The sequence below is a fragment of the Deltaproteobacteria bacterium GWC2_65_14 genome, assembly GCA_001797615.1.
GTDB lineage: Bacteria > Desulfobacterota > Deferrimicrobia > Deferrimicrobiales > Deferrimicrobiaceae > GWC2-65-14.
Genome location: MGPV01000023.1, coordinates 18,169 through 42,852 on the forward strand (window position 1 = coordinate 18,169; position 24,684 = coordinate 42,852).

General features: G+C 67.6%; 24 protein-coding genes. 14 read left to right on the forward strand and 10 right to left on the reverse strand.

Going from position 1 to position 24,684, the window contains the following annotated elements; translation table 11 throughout:
• Window positions 1-3: 3 nt before the first annotated feature.
• Together A2X88_04655 and A2X88_04660 are read left to right on the forward strand one after the other, a co-directional pair.
• Window positions 4-504, forward strand: coding sequence for a hypothetical protein (locus tag A2X88_04655; GenBank protein ID OGP34745.1), 501 nt, complete (start codon window positions 4-6; stop codon window positions 502-504).
• A 50-nt stretch (window positions 505-554) separates the two neighbouring features.
• Window positions 555-2,207 carry a methylmalonyl-CoA mutase gene (locus tag A2X88_04660; protein ID OGP34782.1) on the forward strand — a complete coding sequence of 551 codons (1,653 nt, stop codon included), beginning with the start codon at window positions 555-557 and terminating at the stop codon, window positions 2,205-2,207.
• A 151-nt stretch (window positions 2,208-2,358) separates the two neighbouring features.
• On the opposite strand, the gene A2X88_04665 is transcribed toward A2X88_04660, so the two are convergent.
• Window positions 2,359-2,595, reverse strand: coding sequence for a hypothetical protein (locus tag A2X88_04665; protein ID OGP34746.1), 237 nt, complete (start codon window positions 2,593-2,595; stop codon window positions 2,359-2,361).
• On the opposite strand from A2X88_04665, the gene A2X88_04670 reads away from it, so the two are divergent.
• On the forward strand, window positions 2,522-4,129 hold the full coding sequence (locus tag A2X88_04670) for a hypothetical protein (GenBank protein ID OGP34747.1): 1,608 nt from the start codon (window positions 2,522-2,524) through the stop codon (window positions 4,127-4,129). The genes A2X88_04665 and A2X88_04670 overlap by 74 nt on opposite strands.
• On the opposite strand, the gene A2X88_04675 is transcribed toward A2X88_04670, so the two are convergent.
• The 3 genes from A2X88_04675 to A2X88_04685 are packed head-to-tail and all read right to left on the reverse strand — an operon-like array spanning window position 4,103 to window position 7,449.
• Entirely contained in the window at window positions 4,103-5,791 is a 1,689-nt protein-coding gene (locus A2X88_04675) for a hypothetical protein (GenBank protein OGP34748.1), read from the reverse strand. The two genes, A2X88_04670 and A2X88_04675, sit on opposite strands and share 27 nt — an antisense overlap.
• Window positions 5,792-5,794: 3 nt before the next feature.
• Complete coding sequence (locus A2X88_04680) at window positions 5,795-7,045, reverse strand: N-glycosyltransferase (protein ID OGP34783.1); 1,251 nt, start codon at window positions 7,043-7,045, stop codon at window positions 5,795-5,797.
• 20 nt (window positions 7,046-7,065) lie between these two features.
• Complete coding sequence (locus A2X88_04685; GenBank protein ID OGP34749.1) at window positions 7,066-7,449, reverse strand: hypothetical protein; 384 nt, start codon at window positions 7,447-7,449, stop codon at window positions 7,066-7,068.
• A gap of 253 nt (window positions 7,450-7,702) precedes the next feature.
• On the opposite strand from A2X88_04685, the gene A2X88_04690 reads away from it, so the two are divergent.
• The 9 genes from A2X88_04690 to A2X88_04730 are packed head-to-tail and all read left to right on the forward strand — an operon-like array spanning window position 7,703 to window position 16,357.
• Window positions 7,703-8,680, forward strand: a complete 978-nt coding sequence (locus A2X88_04690) for a biotin--[acetyl-CoA-carboxylase] ligase (GenBank protein ID OGP34750.1) — start codon at window positions 7,703-7,705, stop codon at window positions 8,678-8,680.
• A gap of 7 nt (window positions 8,681-8,687) precedes the next feature.
• Window positions 8,688-9,464 (forward strand): pantothenate kinase, encoded by a 777-nt coding sequence (locus A2X88_04695; GenBank protein ID OGP34751.1) that lies wholly within the window; start codon window positions 8,688-8,690, stop codon window positions 9,462-9,464.
• 36 nt (window positions 9,465-9,500) lie between these two features.
• Window positions 9,501-11,585: a translation elongation factor G gene (locus A2X88_04700; GenBank protein ID OGP34752.1), complete on the forward strand. Its 2,085-nt coding sequence runs from the start codon at window positions 9,501-9,503 to the stop codon at window positions 11,583-11,585.
• Complete coding sequence (locus A2X88_04705) at window positions 11,582-12,067, forward strand: hypothetical protein (GenBank protein ID OGP34753.1); 486 nt, start codon at window positions 11,582-11,584, stop codon at window positions 12,065-12,067. Before A2X88_04700 ends, A2X88_04705 begins: the two co-directional genes overlap by 4 nt.
• A gap of 15 nt (window positions 12,068-12,082) precedes the next feature.
• Window positions 12,083-13,198 (forward strand): hypothetical protein, encoded by a 1,116-nt coding sequence (locus tag A2X88_04710; GenBank protein ID OGP34754.1) that lies wholly within the window; start codon window positions 12,083-12,085, stop codon window positions 13,196-13,198.
• Window position 13,199: 1 nt separating this feature from the next.
• Window positions 13,200-14,636, forward strand: coding sequence for a hypothetical protein (locus tag A2X88_04715; GenBank protein OGP34755.1), 1,437 nt, complete (start codon window positions 13,200-13,202; stop codon window positions 14,634-14,636).
• Window positions 14,637-14,638: 2 nt separating this feature from the next.
• Window positions 14,639-15,082: a molybdenum cofactor sulfurase gene (locus A2X88_04720; GenBank protein OGP34756.1), complete on the forward strand. Its 444-nt coding sequence runs from the start codon at window positions 14,639-14,641 to the stop codon at window positions 15,080-15,082.
• On the forward strand, window positions 15,082-15,564 hold the full coding sequence (locus A2X88_04725; GenBank protein OGP34784.1) for a molybdenum cofactor biosynthesis protein: 483 nt from the start codon (window positions 15,082-15,084) through the stop codon (window positions 15,562-15,564). Before A2X88_04720 ends, A2X88_04725 begins: the two co-directional genes overlap by 1 nt.
• Window positions 15,565-15,598: 34 nt before the next feature.
• On the forward strand, window positions 15,599-16,357 hold the full coding sequence (locus tag A2X88_04730) for a hypothetical protein (protein ID OGP34757.1): 759 nt from the start codon (window positions 15,599-15,601) through the stop codon (window positions 16,355-16,357).
• Window positions 16,358-16,363: 6 nt separating this feature from the next.
• Here A2X88_04730 and A2X88_04735 read toward each other — a convergent pair whose 3' ends face one another.
• The 3 genes from A2X88_04735 to A2X88_04745 are packed head-to-tail and all read right to left on the reverse strand — an operon-like array spanning window position 16,364 to window position 19,084.
• Window positions 16,364-17,242, reverse strand: coding sequence for a TIGR00268 family protein (locus A2X88_04735; protein ID OGP34758.1), 879 nt, complete (start codon window positions 17,240-17,242; stop codon window positions 16,364-16,366).
• Window positions 17,226-18,275 carry a hypothetical protein gene (locus A2X88_04740; GenBank protein ID OGP34759.1) on the reverse strand — a complete coding sequence of 350 codons (1,050 nt, stop codon included), beginning with the start codon at window positions 18,273-18,275 and terminating at the stop codon, window positions 17,226-17,228. The genes A2X88_04735 and A2X88_04740 overlap by 17 nt, the downstream gene beginning before the upstream one ends.
• Window positions 18,272-19,084, reverse strand: a complete 813-nt coding sequence (locus A2X88_04745) for an adenylyltransferase (GenBank protein ID OGP34760.1) — start codon at window positions 19,082-19,084, stop codon at window positions 18,272-18,274. Before A2X88_04745 ends, A2X88_04740 begins: the two co-directional genes overlap by 4 nt.
• A gap of 78 nt (window positions 19,085-19,162) precedes the next feature.
• Here A2X88_04745 and A2X88_04750 point away from each other — a divergent pair, with 78 nt between their 5' ends.
• Together A2X88_04750 and A2X88_04755 are read left to right on the forward strand one after the other, a co-directional pair.
• Window positions 19,163-20,302 (forward strand): hypothetical protein, encoded by a 1,140-nt coding sequence (locus A2X88_04750; protein OGP34785.1) that lies wholly within the window; start codon window positions 19,163-19,165, stop codon window positions 20,300-20,302.
• Window positions 20,303-20,357: 55 nt separating this feature from the next.
• On the forward strand, window positions 20,358-21,419 hold the full coding sequence (locus tag A2X88_04755; GenBank protein OGP34761.1) for a two-component system response regulator: 1,062 nt from the start codon (window positions 20,358-20,360) through the stop codon (window positions 21,417-21,419).
• Window positions 21,420-21,431: 12 nt separating this feature from the next.
• Here A2X88_04755 and A2X88_04760 read toward each other — a convergent pair whose 3' ends face one another.
• The 3 genes from A2X88_04760 to A2X88_04770 form a co-directional block, all read right to left on the reverse strand.
• Entirely contained in the window at window positions 21,432-22,232 is an 801-nt protein-coding gene (locus A2X88_04760) for a 2-hydroxyglutaryl-CoA dehydratase (GenBank protein OGP34762.1), read from the reverse strand.
• Entirely contained in the window at window positions 22,229-23,296 is a 1,068-nt protein-coding gene (locus A2X88_04765) for a 4Fe-4S ferredoxin (protein OGP34763.1), read from the reverse strand. The genes A2X88_04760 and A2X88_04765 overlap by 4 nt, the downstream gene beginning before the upstream one ends.
• Window positions 23,297-23,435: 139 nt before the next feature.
• The gene (locus A2X88_04770; GenBank protein ID OGP34786.1) at window positions 23,436-24,614 is read right to left on the reverse strand and encodes a transposase; all 1,179 of its coding nucleotides are present in this window, start codon (window positions 24,612-24,614) and stop codon (window positions 23,436-23,438) included.
• Window positions 24,615-24,684 lie beyond the last annotated feature (70 nt).

Here is a 24,684-nt window from a genome sequence, read left to right on the forward strand (position 1 = left end):
ACCATGAACTATATCGCCACGATCGGGGAGAGGGAAGTCCAGGTTGCGGTGGAGGAGGTCGGGGTCGCCCGCTACAAGGTGACGATCGACGGGACGGAGCACCTGGTCGACGCCCACCAGGTCCAGGAGAGCCTCTGGTCTCTCCTGTGCGGCGCGCGGGCGTTCGAGGTGGATGTCCACCACCGGGAGGACGAGTACGAGGTCCTGATCGGAGGGGACTGCTACAAGTTCTCGCTGATGAACGAGCAGCACAAGGCGCTGGTCCGCTCCGGGGGGAAGGGGGCGGCCGGGAAAGCGCTGCTCACCTCCCCGATGCCGGGGAAGGTCGTCAAGCTGCTGGTGAAGGGAGGGGAGGAGGTCCAGGTTGACCAGGGGGTGATCGTCGTCGAGGCGATGAAGATGGAGAACGAGCTCAAGTCGGCGCTCGCGGGAAAGGTCAAGGAGATCTTCGTGAAGGAAGGCGAGATCGTCGAGTCGGGAGCGAAGCTGCTCCTGGTGGAATAGCGGGGGGCGGGATGGCGAAGCGGGGCAAGGCGACGGGGAAAGGGTCCCGCATCCGGGAGGCGAGAGGGCGGTGGGAGCGGGAGACCCTCCTGCCCGTGACGGCGAAGGCCCCGGAGCGGGCGAAGCGCTTCGAGAGCACCTCCGGGTCGGAGATCGAGCGGCTCTGCGATCCCGGCCACCTGGAGGCGTTCGACTATCTCCGGGACGCGGGGTTCCCCGGGGAGTACCCGTTCACCCGAGGGGTCCAGCCGACCATGTACCGGGGGCGCTTCTGGACGATGCGCCAGTACGCGGGGTTCGGGGACGCGCGGGAGTCGAACCGGCGGTACCGGTTCCTCCTCGAGCAGGGGCAGACCGGCCTGTCGGTGGCCTTCGACCTTCCCACCCAGATGGGGTACGACTCGGACCACCCGATGGCCTTCGGCGAGGTCGGGAAGGTCGGGGTCGCGATCGACTCCCTCGAGGACATGGAGGTCCTCTTCGCCCGGATCCCCCTCGGGGAGGTCTCCACTTCGATGACGATCAACTCCACGGCGGCGATCCTGCTCGCCATGTACATCGCGGTGGGGGAGAAGCAGGGGGTGCCGGCGGAGTCTCTGAACGGGACGATCCAGAACGACATCCTGAAGGAGTACATCGCGCGGGGGACCTACATCTATCCCCCGGCCCCCTCGATGCGGATCATCACCGACATCTTCGCCTACTGCAAGGACCGGGTGCCTCGGTGGAACACGATCAGCATCTCCGGGTACCACATCCGGGAGGCGGGGTCGACGGCGGCGCAGGAGATCGCCTTCACCCTGGCGAACGGGATCGCCTACGTCCAGGCGGCGATCGACGCGGGGATGTCCGTCGATTCCTTCGCCGCGCGTCTCGCCTTCTTCTTCAACGCGCACAACAGCTTCCTGGAGGAGGTGGCGAAGTACCGGGCGGCCCGCCGCCTCTGGGCGAGGATCATGCGGGAGCGGTTCCGGGCGAAGGACCCCCGCTCCTGGATGCTCCGGTTCCATACCCAGACGGCCGGCTCGTCGCTGACCGCGCAGCAGCCGGACAACAACGTCGTCCGGGTGACGCTCCAGGCGCTGGCGGCGGTGCTCGGAGGCACCCAGTCGCTCCACACGAATTCCCGGGACGAGGCGCTCTCCCTGCCCACCGAGGAATCGGTCCGGATCGCGCTGCGGACCCAGCAGGTGATCGCGCACGAGAGCGGCGTCGCGGACACGGTCGATCCGCTCGGCGGGTCCTATTTCGTCGAGGCGACGACCTCCGCCCTGGAGCGGGAGGCGGAGGAATATCTCGCCCGGATCGACGGGATGGGCGGGGTGGTCCGGGCGATCGACCGCGGGTATATCCAGAAGGAGATCCAGGACGCCGCCTTCCGGTACCAGCAGGAGATCGAGCGGAAGGAACGGATCCTCGTCGGCGTGAACGCCTTCGAGGTCGAGGAGCCGAGGCCGGAAAATCTGCTCACCGTCGACCCGAGGGTGGAGCGGGAGCAGCGGAAGCGGCTTGCGGCCCTGCGGAAACGGCGGGATCCGGCGGCGGTCCTGTCGGCGTTCGCGGCCCTGGGGAAGGCCTGCCGCGGGACGGAGAACCTGATGGTCCCCATCCTCGCGGCGGTGAAGTCCTACGCCACGCTCGGGGAAATCTCCGACGTCCTGCGGGAAGTGTTCGGCATCTATCGGGGGAAGGTGACGGTCTGAGCCGGGGACTGCCCTTCCGGCTCGCGCTCCTCCTGCTCGCTGCAGCGTCGTCGGTCCGGGCCGCGGAGACGCCCCCGGGGATCCGCTCCCTGGCGCAGGAGCGGCGGACGGCCGCCGCCGCGGGCTCTCCCGTCATCGCCGTCCTCTGCTATCACGACATCTCGGACCGGCCGGGGGCTCCGTCGATCACGATCTCCCCCTCCCTGCTGCGCGCACAGGTCCGCAGCCTCAAGCAGGGAGGATGGACCTTCCTCTCCCTGTCGGAGCTTCTGGCCTTCCGGGGCCGCCCGGAGAAGATCCCTCCCCGCGTCGCCGTGCTGACCTTCGACGACGGGTACCGGAGTTTTTCGGAGGCGGTCCTCCCGATCCTCCGGGAAGAGGGGGTCAAGGCGACACTGGCGGTGGTCACCTCGTTCCTCGAACGCCCTCCTCCCGATCTGCCCCCCATGATGTCCTGGGACCAGGTCCGGGAGGCGGACCGGAGCGGCCTGGTGGAGATCGCCTCCCACAGCCACGACCTGCACCGCTACGTGGCGTCGAACCCGTACCGGGACACCGATCCGGCGGTCACGACCCGCCTCTACCGGGTCGGGGAGAAGCGGTACGAGGATCGGGACGAATACTGGAGCCGGATCCGGAAGGATCTCCGGACATCCCGGAGGATCCTGGGGGAGCGGCTCGGGCACGACGTGTCCTTCCTGGCGTGGCCCTACGGGGAGCACACGGCGGTCGCCCGGCGGATCGCGGCGGAGGAAGGGTTCACGGCGACGCTGGGGCTCGACGGCGTCCCCGCCGCCCCCGGGGACCTTTCGGGCGGATATCTGCCCCGTGTGATGGTGTACCGGGGGAGCGGGATCGACGGGAAGAGCGTGCGGTGGCTGTTCGACCCCCGGCCGACCGTGCGGGCCGCGCAGGCGGACCTGGACGAGGTGTACGACCCCGATCCGGCCATGTTCCGGCTCAGGCTCGAGCTGCTCAAGGACCGGATCCTGCGTCTCGGCGCCACCGACGTCTTTCTCCAGGGGTGCCCGGACCCGGGCGGCGACGGGTTCTTCCGGGCGGTCTGGTTCATGAACCACCAGGTGGCCGTCCGTGCCGACGTCTGGTCGATGGCGGCCCACCTCTTTTCCCGGGCGGGGCTGCGCGTCTGGATCCGCGCCCCGGTCATGAACCTCTCCTGGGAGTGGGAGAAGCATCCGGAGTGGAGGATCCCTGCCGGGGAGAAAGGCGCGGGGAAGAGCCCCGCCCCCTGGTACCGGAGGCTCTCGCCGGACCTCGAGGGGGCGCGCCGCGCGGCGGTGGATTTCTTCTCCGACATCGCCGTCTACCTGCCGATCCGGGGGATCCTCTTCGACGACGACGCCTTCATGCTCGAGGGGGAACGGCTCCGGGGAAGCGGAAACGGATCCCCGGAGGCCAAGTCCGCCGCGATCCGGGGGATGATCGAGGAGATCAAGGCGGCGGTGCTGGCGTGGAGGCCGAACTGCCTCTTCGCTCGCAACCTGTATGCCCCGGCCGTGGAGCGTGACGCCCTCCACCCGGGCTTTTCCCAGGACTTCGGCCGGTTCCTGTCCGACTACGACCTGACCGTGGTGATGGCTTACGCCCGGATGGAGGGGCGCCGGGAGGACGCGGGAGCATGGACGGAGTCGCTCGCGAGGCGGGCGATCCGGAAGTGGATTCCCCCGCCGGGACGGGAGTCGGAGCCTCCCCCCGTTCTCCTCAAGCTACAGGCGTACGACTGGTCGGAGGAGGCGTGGGTTCCCGCGGAGGAGCTGCGCGAGCAGGTCCGCGGAGCGCGGCGCGCCATGGTGAACGGCCTGGGGATCTACCCGGTCCTCCCGGCGTCCGGGCCGGTCCCCGACGGTCTGCTCGGGGGAAAGGCGGCGGGGACCTCAGAACGGTATCCGTACCCGGAATAGCCCGCCGTAGCGGCGGAACCCCTCTCCCTGCCCTCCCGTGTTGGAGTCGGAACCGAATCCGCCGATGGAAATTCCGCCGAGCCCGATCTTCCGGTCCAGAGCCGCCTCCACGGAGTAGGTCGGCCCGCTTTTCGCCCCTTTCTCCTGCTGGGCTCCCGCCAGGGCGGTTCCGTGGAACTCCCAGCCCGGACGGAGCCGGAAGCGCCAGTCGATGCCCGCCTCCTGGCTCGTGTACCGCTTGGGGTCGAACACCCCCACGTCGAGGTCGCGGTCGAATCCGAGTCCTCCGAACCGGAGGATCCCCGCCAGGGAGGCGGCATCCCCCCGGAGATAGAGCCGCCGCGTAATCGTCAGGCCGTACCGTGCTCCCCGGTTTTCCCGCTCCTGGTTCGTGGTGTTCTCGTTGCGGTGGAAGAGGAGGGCGGCCGAGGCGGAGACCTCCGTCTTCCAGGCGAAGTGCTTGGACACGGTGAGGCTAACCGTGTCCAGGACGACCCGGTTCTGGAAGGAGAGGATGGAATCCCAGTGCCCCCGTTCCCATTCCAGGTCGAGCTGGAAGGTGTCCCGGGGATTCGCCGTCACCCCGAGGTTGGCCGACCAGGGGTGGAAGTCGGCGACGTCGTACCGGGTGGACCCGACCCCCGCGCGCCATCCGATCGCGGGGGACCGGCGCCAGGCGGCGGAAAACGACCCGCCGGTTCCGTCGGCCGAATCCTCGGCGCCGAGGTTGTCCTCCTTCCCCGGCGATCCCTGGCGGAGGAAGAGCTGCCTCACCGTTCCGTCCAGGTCCAGCCCCCGGGCGGGCCGCCCGTGGACGGAAAGGGACAGCTCGTAGGAGGAAAGCTCGTCGGAGTCCCGGGATCCCCGGAACCCGAACTCCGTGTATCGGGCGAGCCGCTCCCGGACCCTCAACGACTGCTCCCGGACCTCCGGGATCCCCGGGGCGGCCTTTTCCGCGCGGGAAATCCATTCCTCCGCCTCCTCCGGCATGTCCTGGAACAGGCGGGCGCGGGAGAGGCCGGTGAGGGCTTCCGGTTCGTCGGGCCGTTCCTCCAGGACGCGCCGGTACTCCCGCGCGGCCGCCTGGAACCGGCCCTGCCAGAGGAGCGACTCGGAAAGCCCCAGCCGCGCCCTGTCGTCCCGGGGATCCTTCTCCAGGATCTGCCGGTAGAGTCCTTCCGCCTCCCGGAGCCGGTCGGACCAGCGCAGGGCGAGCGCCAGGTAGCGCCTGGCCTCCGGATCATGGGGACGGTTCTCGGCGACGGAGGCCAGCAGGGGGACCGCCTCCTTCGGCCGGTCCGCCCAGAGGAGCTGGATTCCGATCGACATCCGCAGCTCCGGCTCGAGCGAGGGATCCGCGGTGGCCGCGGCGCGGTAGGCGTCGACCGCCTCCCGGTGCCGGTCCGCCTCCGCGAACAGGTCTCCGAGCTCCCGCCAGGTACCCCCTCCGGGGTGAAGGGCGAGCGACTCCCGGAACTTCCCGAGAGCCCGGGGGAGGTCCCCCAGGTCCCGGTGCTGCCGCGCCTCCTCCGCAAGCGATTCGGCCCGCTTCCTGGGAGTCGGGGGCTCCTGCGCGCACGCGGGCGGCTGCGGGACTCCTCCGAGAAGAAGGAACGCGGCGAGCAGGAAGGGGAGGATCCTGAGGGTGGAGAGCCCGGGCAACGGTCAGGTCCTTTCCGTTTTCCAGAGGGTGATCCGGGGCCGCTTGCGGAGCAGCCCGACCGGAGTATACAGGAACGCGACGGTCGAGGTGATGGCCCAGTAGATCAGCGGGTAGAGGACCGTGTAGGTGGCGTAGGGGAGGATGGAACGGTCGTAGTGCCGGTCGAGGGCGACCCCTGCCGTGAGCTGGAGAATGCACACCGTGGCGATCGTCATCCCCCAGAAGTTCGGGATCGGGTGGGCTCCCACGGGCGGGATTCCGATCGCGTACGAGAAGATCCAGAGCGAGGTCAGGATCACGAAGCAGAAGGCCCACAGGATGGAGAGCACCGACTCGTAGGCCACCGGCCACTGCCGGAGGTTCTTCCTCCGGAGGAGGATGCCGAGGTGGCTGCGCAGGACCTGCCCCAGCCCGACGGCCCAGCGCTTCCTCTGCGAGAAGAAGGCGCCGATCGTCTCCGGCACCTGCATCCAGACCAGCCCCCGGGGCTCGTACCGGATGTCCCAGAATCGCATCTGGAGCCTCCAGGACATGTCGATGTCCTCGGTCGCCATCGACGGGTCGAACAGCCCGACGTCGAACAGCGCCTTCTTCCGGAAGGCCACGACGACCCCGGACACGGTCTGGATCCGCCCCCACACGCGCTGGGCCCGGCGCAGGAGGCCCACGATCGAGGTGAACTCGATCAGCTGGATCTTGCTGAGCAGGGTCCGCCGGTTCGAGACGCGCGGGTTCCCCGTCACCGCGGCGACCCGGGAGGAGGAGAAGTGGGGAACGATGTGAAGCAGGATCTGCGGGTCGACGACCGCGTCCGCGTCGATGGTCAGCACGATCTCCCCGTTCAGGCAGAGCAGGGCGTCGTTCAGCGCCATCGCCTTCCCCTCGTTCACGGTCTTCCGGATCAGCCGGATCCGCCCGGACTCCAGGTAGGGAGCGAGCCGGGCGACGGTGGCGTCCTTCGAGCCGTCGTCCACCACGACGACTTCGAAGTCCGGGTAGTCGATGCGGAGGGCCCCCTCGACGGTCGCCTCGATCACCTTTTCCTCGCAATAGGCCGGGATGAGCACCGACACCGCCGGAGGCGGGTCGGGAAGGGTGTAGAGATCGGCCTCCGCCTCCCCGGGGAGTTTTTCCTTTCCGGAGAAATAGATGGCCGAGGTGACGAGCCAGACGATCGCGGAGAGGATCGGGTAGAAGCCGAAGAACAGGAGCATGATCCAGTAGACGGTGGTGTGCTGGAAGGCGATGAGAATTCCGGGGATCTCCGCCATCGTCAGACGCTCCGGGGAACCGAGAAGCTTTTGCGTTCCCCCTCGCAGGAGACGACCACGGCCCGGGAGCGTTTCAGGGAATCATATCCCGGGTGGTCGAGTCCTCTGCCGAGGCGGTCGGCGTCGCATTCCTCGGACACGGGGGGAAGGCCTTTCCTGGGTCCCTTCCGCCGGAAGATGGCGACGTTGTAGCGCACCCAGACCAGCGTGAGGACGGTCGTCGCCAGGATGGTGAGTGCGATCAGGACGATCGCCCCGACAGCATCCCGCGCGGAGGTCTGCGGGATGACCCGGAGCCACCAGTACACGAAAAGACACCAGAAGAACAGCGTGACCGCCGCGTGGATCGTACCGCGGACCGTCACCTTGGGATGAAGGATCGCCACTGGATCGCCACCGCCGGTCCCCGCGTGGGGATTTATCCGTCCCATCGGCATTTTTCCCTGAAAAGTTTACTTTTTTCCACTTTTTCCCCCCGGCGCCATAACGATTGCCCGTTTTCGGGGAATCCAGAAGGGCAGTTGCAGGTTCCATTCCTTCCGCACGGAGCGGTTTCTCCCATCTTTTGGTTGATTTCCTTCCGTGCGGAATGCTTAATAGAACGAAGGGTTATCCTGAAACATCGCACACGGGAGAGGGATGGCGGAACAACTCCGGCGGATACTCGAGGAACACCCGGGACGCTACGTTTCGGGGGAGGAGATCGGACGGCGGCTGGGGGCCTCCCGCGCCGCCGTGTGGAAACAGGTCCAGACGCTCCGTCGGCGAGGGTTCGGCATTGAAGGCGCCCGGGGGGCCGGGTACCGGCTCCTCGGGCGACCCGACCTGATCGAGAAACAGGAACTGTTTTCCCGTCTTCCCGACGCCTCGATGTGGAAATCCTTTCACGTTTTTCCGGTCACCGACAGCACCAACAGCCGGGCGGTCCACCTCGCGGAGGCGGGAGCCCCACACGGAACCGTGCTCTGCGCCGATTCCCAGACGGCAGGGCGCGGGCGGCTCGGGAGCAGGTGGGAATCCCCCCCGGGGGTGAACCTCTACCTGTCTCTCCTGCTGCGCCCCCCCTTCGAGCCTCCGATGGCCCCCCGGCTGACCCTGGTCGCCGCGGTCGCCCTGGCTTCCACGGTCGAGGAGGCGACCGGGCTTCCGGTATTCCTCAAGTGGCCGAACGACCTGTTTCTCGGGGGGAGGAAAACGGCGGGGATCCTGGCCGAAATGTCCTCGGACCTGGACCGGCTCCGGCACGTGGTGATCGGCGTCGGGCTGAACGTGAACGCGGAAGCCGCAGACTTCCCGGAGGAGCTCCGCCGGACGGCGACTTCCCTCCGCGGGGAGACCGGACGCTCCTTCCCGCGCGTCGAGCTCCTGTCCCGGTTCCTCGTCCGGTTCGAGGAGGCGTATCAGCGGTTTCTGGCGGGCGGCCTGGCGCCCCTTCTTCCCGAATGGAACCGCCGCTGCCTCCTCTCCGGGAAGCGGGTGCTCCTGCGCCGCCGGGACCGGGAGGAGCGGGGAACGGCGATCCGGGTGGACGAAGAGGGGGCGCTGCTGTTTCTCCCGGAAGGCGGCCGCGGCAGGGAACGGATCCACAGCGGGGAGATCCTCGAGTTCGAGAGGTGACCGGGGGATGCTGCTTGTCATAGACGTGGGGAACACCCACACGGTGCTCGGGGTGTACCAGGGGGAGCGGCTGCTTCACCACTGGAGGGTGTGGACCGACCGGGAGAAGACGAGCGACGAATACGGGATCCTCGTCCGGAACCTCTACGACGGAAGCCACTTCTCCTCGGAGGAGATCGCGGCGATCGTCCTCTCCTCCGTGGTGCCTCCGCTGACCCCGACGATCATCGAACTCTGCGTCCGCTACTTCGGGATCCAGCCGCTGGTCGTCGGGCCCGGGATCAAGACCGGCATCTCGATCCAGATGGACAACCCCAAGGAGGTCGGCGCCGACCGGATCGTGAACGCCGTCGCCGCCTTTGCCCGGTACAACAAGGCCTGCATCGTCCTGGACTTCGGCACCGCGACGACCTTCGACTACGTCTCCTCGAAGGGGGACTACATGGGGGGGATCATCGCCCCGGGAGCCGGGATCTCCGCGGAGGCCCTCTTCCGTCAGGCGTCGAAGCTCCCGCGGGTCGAGATCGCGAAGCCGCCGTCGGTGATCGGGAAGAACACCGTTACGGCGATGCAGTCGGGGCTGTTCTACGGATACCTGGGACTCGTGGAGGGGATCATCGACCGGATGAAGCGGGAGCTTGGCTCCGATCCGGTCGTCGTCGCCACCGGGGGGCTGGCCGGGATCCTCGCGAAGGAGTCCTCGAAAATCCACGAGATCGACGAGAATTTGACTCTCGAGGGGCTGCGTATAATATACGAGAGAAACCGGGCCTCCGGACCGTAGCGGAACGGGATCCCCAACGAGGAGGGACAGTCGGACGTGGACATCCAACAACTGCGAAACGTGGGGATCATCGCGCACGGCGGGGCGGGGAAGACGACGCTGGCCGAGGCGCTCCTGTTCATCGCGAAGGCCACCGACCGGATGGGCAAGGTGGACGACGGCAGCTCGAACTTCGACTACGACCCGGAGGAGATCCGGCGCAAGATCACCATCAGCACCTCCTTCCACCACTACAGCTGGAACAAGGTGGAGGTCACCGTGGCGGACACGCCCGGGTACATCAATTTCGAGGCGGACACCCACGCCTGCCTCCGCCTGCTGGACGGGGCGGTCCTCGTGGTGAACGCCGTCTCCGGGGTCGAGGTCCAGACGGAGAAGATGTGGCACCTCGCTTGCGACACCGGGGTTCCGGCCGTGGCCTTCGTTTCGAAGATGGACCGGGAGCGGGCCGATTTCGGCAAGGCGGTGCAGGAGATCCAGGAGATCCTGAAGGTCCATGCCGTCCCGGTGCAGATCCCGATCGGCGCCGAGGCGGAATTCCGGGGGGTCGTGGACCTCTTCGGGATGAAGGCCCTCCTCTACAAGGGGGAGGCCGGGGAGTACGACACGGCGGAGATCCCCAAGGAACTGGCCGAGGCCGCGGCGAAGGGGCGGGAAAAAGTGGTCGAGGCGGCGGCGGAGGCGGACGACTCCCTCCTGGAGAAGTATCTGGAGGGGACCCCGCTTTCGGAGGAGGAGATCCGGAAGGGGTTCACCGCCGGCGTCCACGCGATGAAGATCCTGCCGGTCCTCTGCGGATCGGCGACCCGGTGCGTCGGCATCCAGCCTCTCCTGGAGATGATCAACCTCGTCCTGCCGGACCCCTCCTTCCGCAAGGAGTGGAAGGGAACCAACCCGAAGAAGAAGACCGAGGAGGTGCGGCCGATTTCCGCCTCCGCCCCCTTCTCCGCCTTCGTGTTCAAGACGCTGGCCGATCCCTACGCCGGGAAGCTCTCCATCTTCAAGGTAGTTTCCGGCACGCTGACCCCCGACATGTCCCCGCTGAACGCCGGGAAGAACGCCACGGAGCGGATCGGGGCGATCTTCCGGCTGGAGGGGAAGAAGCAGAAGCCGGTCGGTTCCGGATTTGCCGGCGAGATCGTCGCCGTCGCGAAGTTCAAGGAGACCTCCACCGGCGACACTCTCTGCGACCCGAAGCACCCGATCCTCTACCCGCCGCCTTCCGCGGGGGAGCCGGTGATCTCCTTCGCGATCCGGCCGAAGACCCGCTCCGACGAGGACAAGCTGGGCAGCTCTCTCTCCCGGATGATCGAGGAGGATCCGACCCTCCAGTTCGGGAAGGACACCCAGACCCGGGAGTTCATCCTCTCCGGGATGGGGGAGATCCACCTGGAGGTCGCGGTGGAGAAGCTCCGTCGCCAGTTCGGGGTGGAAGTGGAGCTGCGCACGCCGAAGATCCCCTACAAGGAGACGATCAAGGGGAAGGCGGAGGCGCAAGGGAAGTACAAGAAGCAGACCGGCGGACGCGGACAGTACGGCGACTGCTGGCTCAAGGTGGAGCCGCTGCCGCGCGGCGCGGGGTTCGAGTACGTGGACGCGATCGTGGGGGGGTCGATCCCGAGGCAGTACATCCCCGCCGTCGAGAAGGGGGTCGTCGAGCGGATGGTCAAGGGGGTGGTCGCGGGCTACCCGGTGGTCGACGCCCGGGTGACCGTCTTCGACGGGTCCTTCCACAATGTCGACTCCTCCGAAATGGCGTTCAAGATCGCGGGGTCGCTCGGGTTCAAGAAGGCGGTGGCCGACGCGAGGCCGGTCCTGCTGGAGCCGATCATGGAGATGGAGATCGTCGTCCCCGAGGAGAACGTCGGGGACATCATCGGCGACCTGAACAGCCGCCGGGGTCGCGTGCTGGGGGTGGAGGCGCGGGGGAGAAGCCAGATCGTGAAGACGCTGGTTCCCCTCGCGGAGGTCCTGCGGTACTCCTCGGACCTGCGCTCGATCACCTCGGGGAGGGGCCAGTTCACCATGCGGATGTCGAACTATGAGGAGGTTCCGGCGCAGGTCGCCGACAAGGTCATCGCAGAGGCCCGGAAGGAGATGGGGGAAGAGGCCGAGGAATGATCGCGGAGCAGGACGACAGGGGGAAGGTGAAGGTCAGCCTGACGGAGGACCGGGAGGTTCCCGAGGAGGTCCGGGGATCGCTGCAGACCTACGTCTCCGGGCTGCCGATGCCGAAGAAGGTGGAACTGGCGACGAGGGGGAACCGGGATGTGAGGAAGATCCTGTCGCGGGATGCGAACCATCTCGTGGCCCGGGCGGTGGCGAACAGCCCCCGCCTCTCCGAACTGGACGTGCTGGAATATTCGGGGTCCTCGCTGACGAACGAGGACGTGCTGCGCGCCATCGGCGAGAGCCGCGAGTGGTCGAAGAACCGGCGGGTGAAGATGCTCCTGGTGTCGAACCCCAGGACGCCGGTGTCGCTGGCGATGCGGTTCCTCGGACACCTCTCCGTGCAGGAGCTTTCCCTCCTGGCGGCGAACCGGAACATCCCGGCGGCCGTCTCGCGGGAGGCAAAGCGGCGGGTCGTGGTGTCCAGAAAATAGGATCCGGGGGAACCGATGGCACTGTTCAACTACGCTACGAGGGAACTGAGCGCGAAGATCGTCTACTACGGGCCGGGTCTCTCGGGGAAGACCACGAACATCGAGATGGTGCACCAGATGCTCCGTCCCGAGCAGAAGGGGAGGCTCATCTCCCTTCCCACCGAAACGGACCGGACCCTCTTCTTCGATTTCCTTCCAGTGGACCTGGGGGAGATCAAGGGGTTCAAGGTCCGGTTCCACCTCTACACCGTTCCCGGCCAGGTGTTCTACAACGCGACTCGGCGGCTTGTCCTGCAGGGGGTGGACGGGGTCGTGTTCGTCGCCGACTCCCAGGTCGACATGATCAGCAGCAACCTGGAGAGCCTGAAGAACCTTCGGGAAAATCTCGCCACCTACGGGAAGAAGCTCGAAGAGCTTCCCTTCGTGATCCAGTACAACAAGCGGGACCTCAAGCACATCGACACCGTGAAGACGCTGAACGCCAAGCTCAATCCCATGCACGTTCCGTCCTACGAGGGGATCGCCGTCAACGGAGTCGGGGTGACCGAGACGCTGGTCGCGATTTCCCGGAAGGTGTTCCAAAGCCTCCGGAAGACGCTCCTCATGCCCGGGGAGACGGCGGAGTCGGAGGAGTTCGAGGACCTGGCGGGCACGACGATCGGCGAGAAGTTCCAGAGCCAGGAGGCGGAAGCCCGGCCGGGCGAGGGATCGGAGGGGCTGGAGGAGATCGCCGATTTCGAGGAACTCCGGGAAACGGCGGAGATCGAGGAGGAAGTCGAGCTTGCGCCGGGGAAGGCGGAGGACGGGGAGGAAACGGAAGCCTTGGGGGTCGCGGGATTGCTGTCTTCCGGAGTCGACACGGGTGCGGCGGTCGAAGAGGGGTTCGTCTCCGCGGAGGATTTCGAGGAGATCGAGATCGACCTTCCCGAGCGGCCCTCCGCGCCCGTGCGGGAGACGCCGCCGGCCGTGGGGATTTCCGTGGAGACCGGGGAAGGGCTGACCTTCCTGAAGTTCGAAAACCTGTTCGTGTCGCCGGAAGGACACGCCGTGCTGCCGGCCGTGTTCCTCGACGCCGATGGGAATCCGGTCCGGCTCCGGATCCGCGTGTCGCTGGAGGGGGAGAGTGAGTGACATGCCATCCGATTTTCTGAGGCAGACGGGCGACATCCTCCGGTCGGGGAAACCGATCGAGGAGCGGCTCCGGGAATTCTGCGCGGCCGCGGGGCGGTTCCTCCCGGGGGCCGTCGCCTCCGTGCTTCTGTTCGACCGGGACACGGAAGAGTTCTTCATCAAGTCGACCACGATGCGCGTCTCGCCGGGCGCACAGGTCCTCTCCTTCTCCTCGGGCGGGACGATCGAGGAACTTGCTTTGCGGGAGCGGCGGCCCGTCACGCTGGGCGAGGTGCACCGCTCCCCCGGGAGCCGGCTGCGGGGGGAGGTCTTCCTCTTCCCCCTCTCCTCCGGAGGCGATCCGCTCGGGGTCTTCGTCGTCCAGTCGGTCTCCGAGACCGGCGTTCCCGCGGAGAGGATCGAGGGGCTCCGCGAGGGGTCGGTCCTGCTGTCCGATTCGGTCGGGGTCTCCCTGCGGGAGGAATCCGCCGCCCAGCGGATGACGAAGATCGCCGCGATCAACGAGGCGGGGATCAACATCATTTCCACGCTCGACCTGTCGAGGCTGCTCAAGCTCGTCGCGACCTCCGCCTCCCTCATCCTGGAGGCGGAGTCCTGCGTGATTCGCCTGCTGGACGTCCAGACCGGAAAGTACGGCATCCGGGAGTTCTTCGGGATGAAGGGCGAAGGGGACCAGCAGGACCTCTTCCGGATGGACAAGAAGGCGGTCACCGAGATCCTGAAGGGAACCCCGTCGGTCCTCGTGCGGGACGTGGCGGAAGAGGAGGGGTGGGGGGAGTTCGCCGGCCTCGCCCGCACGATGATGTGCTTCCCCCTGAAGCGGGAGGGGGAGATCCTGGGAACCCTCTCGGTGTTCGACAAGTTCCCGCACAAGACCTTCTACCCGGCCTCCTTCACCGGGGACGACCTGGGGACCTTCGAACGGTTCATCCGGTACGCCGAGAAGGCGATCGCGAACTCGATCGTGTTCGAGAGGAACGAGCGGCTGAAGAACCTCGACGGCTCCACGGGGCTCCCGACGCTCCAGTACTTCCAGAGCCGGATCCTCCACGAGCTCAGCCGGGCCAAGCGGTTCCAGCGGCGGCTCGTCCTGATGATCTGCGAGGTCAACCCGAGGGTCCCGGGGAAGGGGTTCTCCGCGGTCGACCGGGAGGAGTGGGTGATCCAGCGGATGGCGAAGGTGCTCCGGAGCTGCCTGCGGGAGTACGACGTGGTGGCCAGGATCAGCGAGTGGAAGTTCGGGATGATCCTTCCCGAGGCGGAGGACGGCCGGATGAGCGCGATCCCCCGGATCAAGAAGTCGATCACCACCGAGGTGGAGGAGATGAAGGCGCACATGAAGGGGCTGGCCGTCGATCTCCGCTTCGGCCACGCCAGCTTCCCCGAGGACGGGGAGGACCACGAGAAGCTGATCTTCAAGAGCAATCTCCTGAGGTAGCGATGGCGGTGCGGACCGGGAAGGTGGTCGCGGTCTCCCGGAGCGGACGGAAGGGGGAGAAGAAGGTTCCCGAGCCCTCCGTCGTCCTGGAGCGGGAGCACGGGGTCCGGGGGGACGCCCACGCCGGGCCCGGGATCCGGCAGGTCAGTCTCCTGGGGGAGGAGAGCATCGGAAAGATGCGCGACCGGGGTCTTTCCGTGGGCCCCGGGGATTTCGCCGAGAACCTGACCGTCGAGGGAATCGACCTTCCGCAGCTGGGAATCGGGAAAAAGCTCCGGGTCGGGGAGGCGCTGCTCGAGATCACCCAGGTCGGCAAGGAGTGCCACGACCGCTGCGCGATCTACATTCAAGCGGGGGATTGCGTGATGCCGCGCGAGGGGGTGTTCGCGCGGGTGCTCCGGGGAGGGAGGGTCGCCCCCGGAGACCGGGTCGAGGTGGGGGAGTGATCCGCGCCGCCGTCGTGACGGTGTCCGACCGCTCCTTCCGGAAAGAGCGGTCCGACGGCTCCGGCCCGGCGGTCGCGGCCCTTCTCGCCTCCCTTCCCGCCTCGGTGGAGCAGCGGGTGGTCATCCCGGACGAGGTGGAGTTCATCCGCCGGACCCTGCGCCATTTCTCCGACGTTCTCGGCCTCGATCTCGTCGTGACGACCGGCGGGACCGGCGTCGCCCCGCGGGACGTCACCCCGGAGGCGACCCGGGAAGTGCTCGACCGGGAGATCCCGGGGATGGCGGAGGCGATGCGCGCCGGAAGTCTCCGGAAGCTGTCGACCGCGATGCTCTCCCGGGCGGTCGCCGGCGTCCGGGGCCGGACCCTCATCGTGAATCTCCCCGGCAGCCCCGGCGGGGCCAGGGAGAATCTCGAGGAGATCCTTTCCGTGATCCCGCACGCCGTCGGGAAGATCCGGGACGAGGGGGGCGACTGCGCCTGAGCCCCGTTGGCCCAGGGCGGCGAATCGGGACGACATGGAAACGATCGTGCTCGGATCGGGGACCTCCGTTCCGCACCCGAAGCGGGGATCGGCCGGCCACCTGGTCCGCCGCGGGGGGGTGACTCTTCTGGTCGACGCCGGCCTGGGCACCCTCCAGAAGCTGGCGGTCCTCGGGATCTCCCTGGGGGATCCGGACGCCGTGGCCTTCACCCACCTCCACCTGGACCACACGGCGGAGCTTGCCCCGCTGCTGTTCGGGCTCCGCAACCCCGGGATCGGACGGACGAAGAAGCTGACCCTTCTCGGCGCCCCCGGGTTCCGCGACTTCTACGCGAGGCTGCGCCGGATGTACGGCGGCTGGGTGGAGCCGCTGGGCTATCCGCTGGAGGTCGAGGAGGTCTCCGGGGAGCCGGTCCCGCTCGGGGGGGGGCTCGTTCTTTCCGCCTTCCCCGTCGCACACACCCCCCAGAGCGTCGCCTTCCGGGTGGAGGACCCGGGCTCCGGGAAGGCGGTCGCCTTTTCCGGGGACACCGACGTCTGCGAAGGTCTCGTGGCGGCGGCCCGGGAGGCGGATCTCGCGGTCTTCGAATGCTCCTTCCCGGAAGGCCGGAAGGTGGAGGGGCACCTGACGCCCGGGGAAGCCGGTAGGATCGCCGCACAGGCCGGCGCGAAGCGGCTGCTCCTGACCCATTTCTACCCGGAGTGCGAGGGGGAGGACATCCTCGGGCAATGCCGGAAGGCCTATTCCGGCGAGATCCTCCTGGCGGAGGACCTGCTGCGCGTTACCGTCTGAGGCGGATCAGGCGTCGAGGCCGGGAGGAAGACCCCCCACGACCCCCCCCTCGTTCATCGACCCGGTGCGGTACCCCTTCAGGTCGACGGAAACGTAGAGGAAGCCCTGCTCGCGGAACCCCCGGTGGATCGCTTCCGAAACCTCCGGCTCGAACAGGCGGGGGATCTCCTCCGGCCCGACCTCGATCCGGGCGACCGGGTCATGAACGCGGACGCGGAACTGCCGGAAGCCGAACCGCCGGAGGATCTCCTCGCAAGCCTCCACCCGCCGGAGTTTCTCCCCGTCGATCGTCGTCCCGTAGGGGAACCGGGAGGAGAGGCAGGCGAAGGCCCCCTTCTCGGCGGTCGGAAGCCCGAACCGGCGGCTCAGCGCCCGGATCTCCTCCTTCGAGATCCCGCACTCGAGGAGCGGGCTGTGGACTCCCAGCTCCCTCGCGGCCCGCCGTCCGGGCCGGAAGTCGTTCGCGTCGTCGGCGTTGGTCCCGTCCAGGACCCGCGAGAAGCCGGACTCCGCCGCGATCCCCGAAAGGATGTGGAACAGCTCCTTCTTGCAATAGTAGCAGCGGTCCGGGGGATTTTCGGAGAAGCCGGGGATCTCCAGCTCATTCGATTCCACGAGCCGGTGGGGGACGCTCCATCCTTCCGCGATCCGTTCCGCCTCCTCGCGCTCCGACGCCGGGTAGGTGGGCGAGGTGGCGGTGACCGCGAGGACCTTCCCGGGGATCGCCTGCAGCGCCGCATAGAGGAGGAAGGTGCTGTCCACGCCGCCGCTGTAGGCGATCACCGCGGATCCCGTCTCCCGCAGGGAGGCCAGGAGCGCCTCCCATTTTTCCAGGAGCGCGGGCGGGAGCGGGGCCAGCCCCCCGGGTTCAGCCGAGGATCGCATTCCCGACCTCCGCGAAATCGACGTCGCCGGAAAGGGAGATCCGCCGTTCCCCCGCGGGGGACACTTCCCGGACCGGGAAGGGTGGCGCCGTTCCCGGCTTGCTGTAGCGGGTGAAGACCTTCCGGAGAAGGTCCGACGGGAGGGATCCGTTCCCTCCCTGGACGCAGACCGAGGGGCCGGAAAACCCGTCGGCCACGTAGACGGCGTGCCTGCCCCGGCAGAGCCCCTCCAGCCGCCGGTTTTCCGCCTCGTTCCGCGCCACGATCACCTTGCGGCCGTCCGGCATCCGGAAGTGCCTTCCCACCTTGAGCAGGGAGAGCTCCACCATGTCCGGCTCCGCGACATGGTCGAGGAGGTCCCGCACCTTCCGGGAGAAGGAGCGGTCGGTCAGCAGGCATCCTCCGGCGGGGCAGGGGGTGTCGGGAAGGCTCCAGTCCGCGGCGAGGCGGAGCTGCTCCCGGCGGGAGCGCCCCGCGATGTCGAGCAGCCTTTCCCGGTCGACCCATCCCTCCCGCTCGGGGATCGTGGGCTCGAAGTGCTTGGCCGAGAGGGGTCGGAGCACCAGCCCCCGGCATCCGCTCTGCTTCTCGATGATCCGGATCGCGTCCTCGCGCTGGGACATCGGCCGCTGTCCCACGACCTCCCCGGTGACCAGGAAGGAGGCCCCGATCTCCTCCATGTACTCGCGGGCCTTCTTCATCGTGAAGACCCTGCAGTCGATGCACGGGTTCATCCCGGCACCCCGGCCGTGGCGGGGAGAGCGGATGATCCCGACATATTCGTTCCCCTTGGAGACGGTCCGGATCGGGATCCCCATTTCCCCCGCGACGACCTGCGCCTGGGACCGGCATCCGACTCCCTCCTCGCGGCCGACCGGGCCGCTCCTCGTGCAGGTGCAGAAGGGGGAGGTGAAGTGGATCGCGTGCAACTCGATCCCCTGGTCGAGCATCATTTTCGCGGCCAGCGTGCTGTCCAGTCCCCCCGACAGGAGGATCACCGCACGCTTCCGTCCGGCGTTCGCCGCTTCCCTCATCCTGCGCAGCTCCGTTCCAGATCGTATTCCTCCCCCCTCAGGGGAATCCGGATCCGGGGGGCCTCCCCGCAGGCGGGGCATTCCGGGCTCCGGGAAAAGGGGAGCACCGACGCCGCCCCGGTGAGCGTGTCCAGGGAGAGGAGCCGCCCCGCCAGCGTGTCGCCCGCGCCGGTGATCAGCTTGACCGCCTCGACCGCCTGGAGCGATCCGAACACCCCGGCGGCGGCCCCCAGGATCCCCGCCTCGGAGCAGGTGGGGGCGTCCTTCCGGGGGGGGATCTCCGGGATCAGGCAGCGCAGGCAGGGTCCCCTGCCCGGCACCACGGTCGTGATCTGACCCCCGAACCGGAGGACGCCCGCGTGCACGAGCGGAACCCCGGAGAGGACGGCGGCGTCGCTGCACAGGTATTTCGTGGGGAAGTTGTCGCTCCCGTCGATGACGACGTCGTACCGGCGGAACATCGCCACGGCGTTCTTCGCCGTGAGCGCCTCCCCGTGCTCCTCCACCGTCAGGTCCGACCGGACCGCCCGGAGGGTCGCCCCCGCGGATTCCACCTTCTTTTTCCCGATCGAGTCCTCCCCGTGGATCACCTGGCGATTGAGGTTCGACAGGTCGACCCGGTCGCCGTCGAGGATCCCGATCCTCCCGACGCCGGCCGCGGCGAGGTAGAGAAGCGCGGGGGATCCCAGCCCCCCCGCTCCCACGACCAGCACCGAGGAGGAGGCAAGCTTCTCCTGCCCCCCGGGGCCGATCTCCCGGATCAGGATGTTCCTGCTGTACCGCAGGATCTCTTGGTCGGACCGTCCCATCCGGGTATTATACCGTAAGCACGGGGGGATCCCGGGAATCCGGGGCGACATGTCCCCGCGAAGGGAGGGAATGTGCCGATCGACGTGGGGCCGATCCGGGCGGCCGAGTTTCCCGTCACGGAGCGGTATATCTACCTGAACCACGCGGGGGTCTCGCCGATCCCCGCGGCCGCGGCCGCGGCGGGGAGCCTCCTCCTTTCCCGGGTCCGCGACGAGGGGGCCTCCCGCCCCCGGAAATGGCTGGAGGAATCGGAGGCGGCGCGGGGGAGGTTCGCCGCGCTGATCGGGGCGTCGCCGGACGAGGTCGCCTTCATCAAGAACACCTCGGAAGGGCTCTCCTTCATCGCGGCCGGCTTTCCCTGGAAGGAGGGGGACAACCTGGTCACCGCCGACGTGGAGTTTCCCTCGAACATCTACCCCTGGCTCCGGCTGGAGGCGCACGGCGTGGAGGTTAGGCTGGTGAAGGCCCGGGAGGGGCGCGTGCCGAAGGAGGATCTCTTCGCCGCCTGCGACGGGAAGACCCGCCTGATCGCGCTCTCCTCCGTGGAGTTCGCCAACGGATATCGGAACGACCTGGCGACGATCGGCGAGTTCTGCCGGAAGCAGGGGATCTTCTTCTGCGTGGACGCCATCCAGAGCCTGGGAGTGCTCCCGATGGACGTGAAGGCCTGCGGAATCGACGCGCTGGCGGCGGACGGGCACAAGTGGCTCCTCTCCCCGGAGGGGATCGGGGGGTTCTACCTCTCCCGGGAGGTTCTGGAGATGGTGGAGCCGGTCGTGCTGGGATGGCATTCGGTCTGCAACCGCTTCGATTTCGAGCGGTACGATTTCCGTCTCTCCCCGGACGCCCGGCGGTTCGAGCCCGGGAGCTTCAACGCGGTGGGGATCGCCGCCTTCGACGCCTCTCTCGAGCTTCTGCTCGGGGTGGGGGTGGAGCGGATCTGGGAGCGGGTTCGGCGGCTGACCGAGGGGGTCCTCGAGTCGGCGGAACGGGAGGGGTACGAGATCGTGAGCCCGAGGAACCCGGAGGAGCGTTCCGGGATCGTCACTTTTCGTGTCCCCGGCGTCGACCCCCAGGCGCTGTGGAAATCGCTTCTTGAGCGCAACGTCGTCTGTTCCCCCCGGTCCGGCGGGATCCGGGTCTCCCCCCACTTCTACAACACTCCGGGGGAGATCGACAGGTTTTTCGAGATCCTCGCGGAGGAAAGAAAACGGTAAAGATCCCCCGGAGAACGGCCGAATAAAACCCTAAAGCCTTCCCGGGGGGTTCGTTGTGGGGAACGGAAGAAAATCGAAGATCCTGATCGTCGACGACGAGGCGGGGGTCGTCGATGTCATGGGAGCGATCCTCGAGCACCAGGGGTTTTCCGCCGAATCGGCCTCCGACGGGGTGGAGGGGCTGGAAAAAGCGAGGAAACTATCCCCGGATCTCGTCCTCCTGGACATCTCCATGCCCCGGATGGACGGGTTCGAGACCTGCAGGCTTCTCAAGAGCGATTCCGCCACCATGGGGATCCCCGTGGTGATGTTCACCTCGCAGGCGGACCGGGAGTCGCGGATCACCGCCCTGCAGGCCGGTGCGAACGACTTTCTCTCGAAGCCGGTGGACGGCACGGAGCTGATCGTCCGGGTGAACAACCTCCTCAAGGTCAAGAAGTACCAGGACTTCCTCGAGTCGCACAGCAGGATCCTCGAGCTGCAGGTGGAGGACCGGACCCGCCAGCTTCGGGAGTCGCTGCTCGACACCGTCCAGCGTCTGACGCTGGCCGCCGAGTACCGTGACGAGGACACCTACGTCCACATCAAGCGGATCAGCTACTACACGTCGGTGATCGTGAAGGATCTGGAGATCTCGCAGCAGGAGGCCGACGTCATGTTCTACGCCTCCCCGATGCACGACATCGGGAAGGTGGGGATCTTCGATTCGATCCTGCTGAAGCCGGGTCCCCTCACGCCGCAGGAGTTCGAGACGATGAAGACCCACACCACGATCGGGGGTCGGATCCTGCGGGGGTCGGAGAGCCCGTACCTGAAGTCGGCCGAGAAGTTCGCCCTCTACCACCACGAGCGGTGGGACGGGAAGGGGTACCCGCAGGGGCTGAAAGGGGAGGAGATCCCGATCGAGGGGAGGATCCTGAACATCATCGACCAGTACGACGCGTTGCGGAGCCGGCGCCCCTACAAGCCTCCCTTCGATCATCAGACCGCCGTGAAGATTCTCACCGAGGGGGACGGCCGGACGACCCCCGACCACTTCGACCCTCGGATCCTCCGGATCTTCCGGGAGAGCGCGGAAACCTTCCGGGAGATCTTCGAGACCCACCAGGAACTGTAACGCACCCGGGGGTCAGTGCCGGGAGAGCCCCTCCTCCCGCGCGAGGAGCGCGGCTCCCAGCGCCCCCGTCAACTGCGGCTCTTCGGGGACCAGGAGGGGGAGCCCGAACCTCTCCTCCAACGCCCTGCGCGCCCCCGGGTTCTTCGCGACCCCGCCCGTCATGACCGCGGGGGGGGCCATCCCGACCCGCTCGGCGAGCGCGGCGATCCGGTCCGCCACGGCGTTGTGGATCCCCCGCGCGATGTCCTCTGGGGAGGCGCCGGAGGCGATGAGCGAGATCACCTCCGACTCCGCGAACACGGTGCACATCGAACTCACGGTCAGCGCCTTCGCGGAGAGGAGCGACCGGGGGCCCAGCTCCTCGAGGTCCATCTCCAGCGTCCGCGCCATCACCTCCAGGAATCTCCCGGTGCCGGCCGCGCACTTGTCGTTCATCGCGAAGTCGGCCACCTTCCCCTCGTGGGAAAGCCGGATCACCTTGCTGTCCTGGCCGCCGATGTCGAGGACCGTCCGCACCTCCGGAAAAAGGTGCCGGGCTCCCCGCGCGTGGCAGGTGATCTCGGTGACCCTCCGGTCTGCGGTGGACACCATCTCCCTTCCGTATCCCGTGGAGATCGTGTAGGCGACGCAGGAGGCGCCGGCTCCCGCGATCGAAAGAGCCCGGGAGAGCGCCTCCTCGCAGGCTTTCCGGGTGGAGGCGCCGGTGGCGACGATGGCGGACCCGGCCTCCGCACCTTCCGCGTCCAGGAGGACCGCCTCGGTGGAGAGGGAGCCGATGTCGATTCCGGCGAAGAGGGTCCGGTGCCGGGTCATACCGTCTCCAGCCGGTAGCGTCTCGTCCCGAGCCCGATCTCCTCGCCGTGGGAGAGCTGGACCGTCCAGTCGATCTGCGGGTGGGTCTCGCGGAAGGGGTCCCTCCCGGCCGCCCGGATCACCAGGTCCGCGCAGGCCTGGTCCAGCGCCACCGGGTCGGCCGATGCCAGGATCCCCACGTCCGGCGCGATCGGCCGGTCGTTGTTCCCGTAGCAGTCGCAGTAGGGGGAGAGCTGCTGGACGAAGGTCAGGAACAGGCTCGACTCCCGCTTCCCCCGCAGGGCGCCCAGCGCATGCTCCGCCATCTTCCTCTGGACGATCGGGGCCGCCTCGTTCCAGTCGATCGTCACCGCCCCCTCGGGACAGACCACGATGCAGTCCGCGCACCCGATGCAAACGCCGGGGTCGATGAAGGCCTTTTCCGGGACCGTCGAGATCGCCCCGGCGGGGCAGTGGAGGACGCAGGTCCCGCAACCGGTGCAGCCCCCGGGGTCGACCGACGGCGAGACCGTCGAGTGCTGGGCCAGCTTTCCCGACCTCGCGGCGCATCCCATCCCCAGGTTCTTGATCGTTCCGCCGAACCCGGCGAGTTCGTGCCCCTTGAAGTGGGTGACCGCGACCAGCGCGTCCGCGTGGACGATCTCCGCCCCGATCGCCACCTCCCGGTAGAGGCTCCCGTCCACCGGCACCATGACGCGGCTTTCCCCGCGGAGACCGTCCGCGAGGATCACGGGGGCGTTGACGACGGAGAAGGCGAAGCCGTTCGCGACGGCCGTGCGGAAATGGTCGACCGCGTTGCTGCGCCCCCCCACGTAAAGGGTGTTCGTGTCGGTCAGGAACGGCCTCCCCCCGGCGGCGGCGATCTCCTCGACGACCCGCCGGACGAAGACGGGCCGGACGAAGGAGGTGTTCCCCCGTTCCCCGAAGTGGAGCTTGACCGCGGTCAGGGCCCCCGGCCGGATCCGGGAGGAGAGCCCCGCGGCGCGGAGCAGCCCCCCCGTCTTGTCGAGGAGGCTTTTCCCCGGCCCGGAGGAGAGGTCGGTGAACCAGACTGTCGACTGCATGCGAAACCCCCGCGAATGTTAGGAGCAAGTAGAAATGTCCGGTTTTGTAGCAAGTGGATTGTCCGCTTTTTGTTTTCGGGTGGGGCACTCGGATTTTGATGTTGATTCGAGCGCTTTCCCCGGCTGTTTGCGGCGGACGTTACGCACTGGCCTTCGCCTCTTTGTTTCCGATCAGGATTCCGTCGGCGTCGTAGCCTGCCAGTTTCCTCGGGCCGTGGAAGACGGCCAGCGTGTCATCGAGGTAGCGATGCACCCGGACGGTGGCCTTGATGTAGTGGCAGCGGTGCCTGTCGGCCGGGATCTGGAGTTTTTTCCCCTCGAAGGAGACGCAGTTGTCTCGTCCGACGACCCGCTCGTGCTGTTCGCAGAGGATGTCGTCGAGGTTGGGGACGACACACTCGACGAAGGCCGACCCCTCTTCCTGGGGCGGCTGCATGAACTCGGCGTTGTAGGCAGGCAGGTAGACCTCTTCGAGGTACCGGTTGGCCTTCTCCATGCCGGTGATGCCGTGCAGGGCCAGTTCCTTGGGGAGGCGGTCCTGGTGAGTCCGGAACGCCCGCTCGATCCGTCCCCGGGCCTCGGGGGAGTAGGCAGGGATCATCTCGATGCCCAGCTGCTTCATGGCGCGTCCGAACTGTGTGAGGGTTTTCTTGTCCACCTTGCCGCCCTCCTCGGGGGTGTACCAGTAGTGGCTTCCCCGGTCGGAGTAGAAGGAGCTGAACAGCCCCTTGGCCCGGATGACCTCCCCGATGCCCCGGAAGCTGCTCTTTGTGCCTTCCTCGTCGACGAAGAACATCGAGTAATGCTCATTGGTCGCGTCGTCCATGGTGAGGATCAGATCCCACTTCTGCCCGGGGACCCACTCGTGGGTGCTGCCGTCCTGGTGGATCATCAATCCGGGCCAGGGAGCTCTCTCCCGTCGTTTGCGGTGAACACCGCGTCGTGGCGCCTTTTTGACCAGCCGGGCCTCCTGGAGGCGTGTCTTGACCCAGGTGTAGCTTCGGGTTCCCCCCGAGCGCTTGTACCAGGAGTGAAAATGCTGTGCGGTCCATCCGTCATGGCGAGCCCGATACCGTTCGGTCAGAGCCATCACCTCGTCCACCGGGGCCTTGCGGTGGGATATCTGGGTCAGGCGCTTGTCGACGAGGGCCTCCAGCCCCCCGTCGTCGTACCGCTCGACATAGCGGCGAAACGTGCGGTCGGAAACCCCCAGGATCCGCGCCGCTTCCTCCTGGCTGAGCCGTCGTTCCCGCCAGCCGCCGTACACTTCCCGGAATCGCTTCATCCGGACCTCCTGCAGCCACTCCGCCGGTCTCATGGTCACCTCCATGGAGAACATGAAAACCGGACAGATCGCGTGCTACAAGACCGGACAAATCATAAGCTCC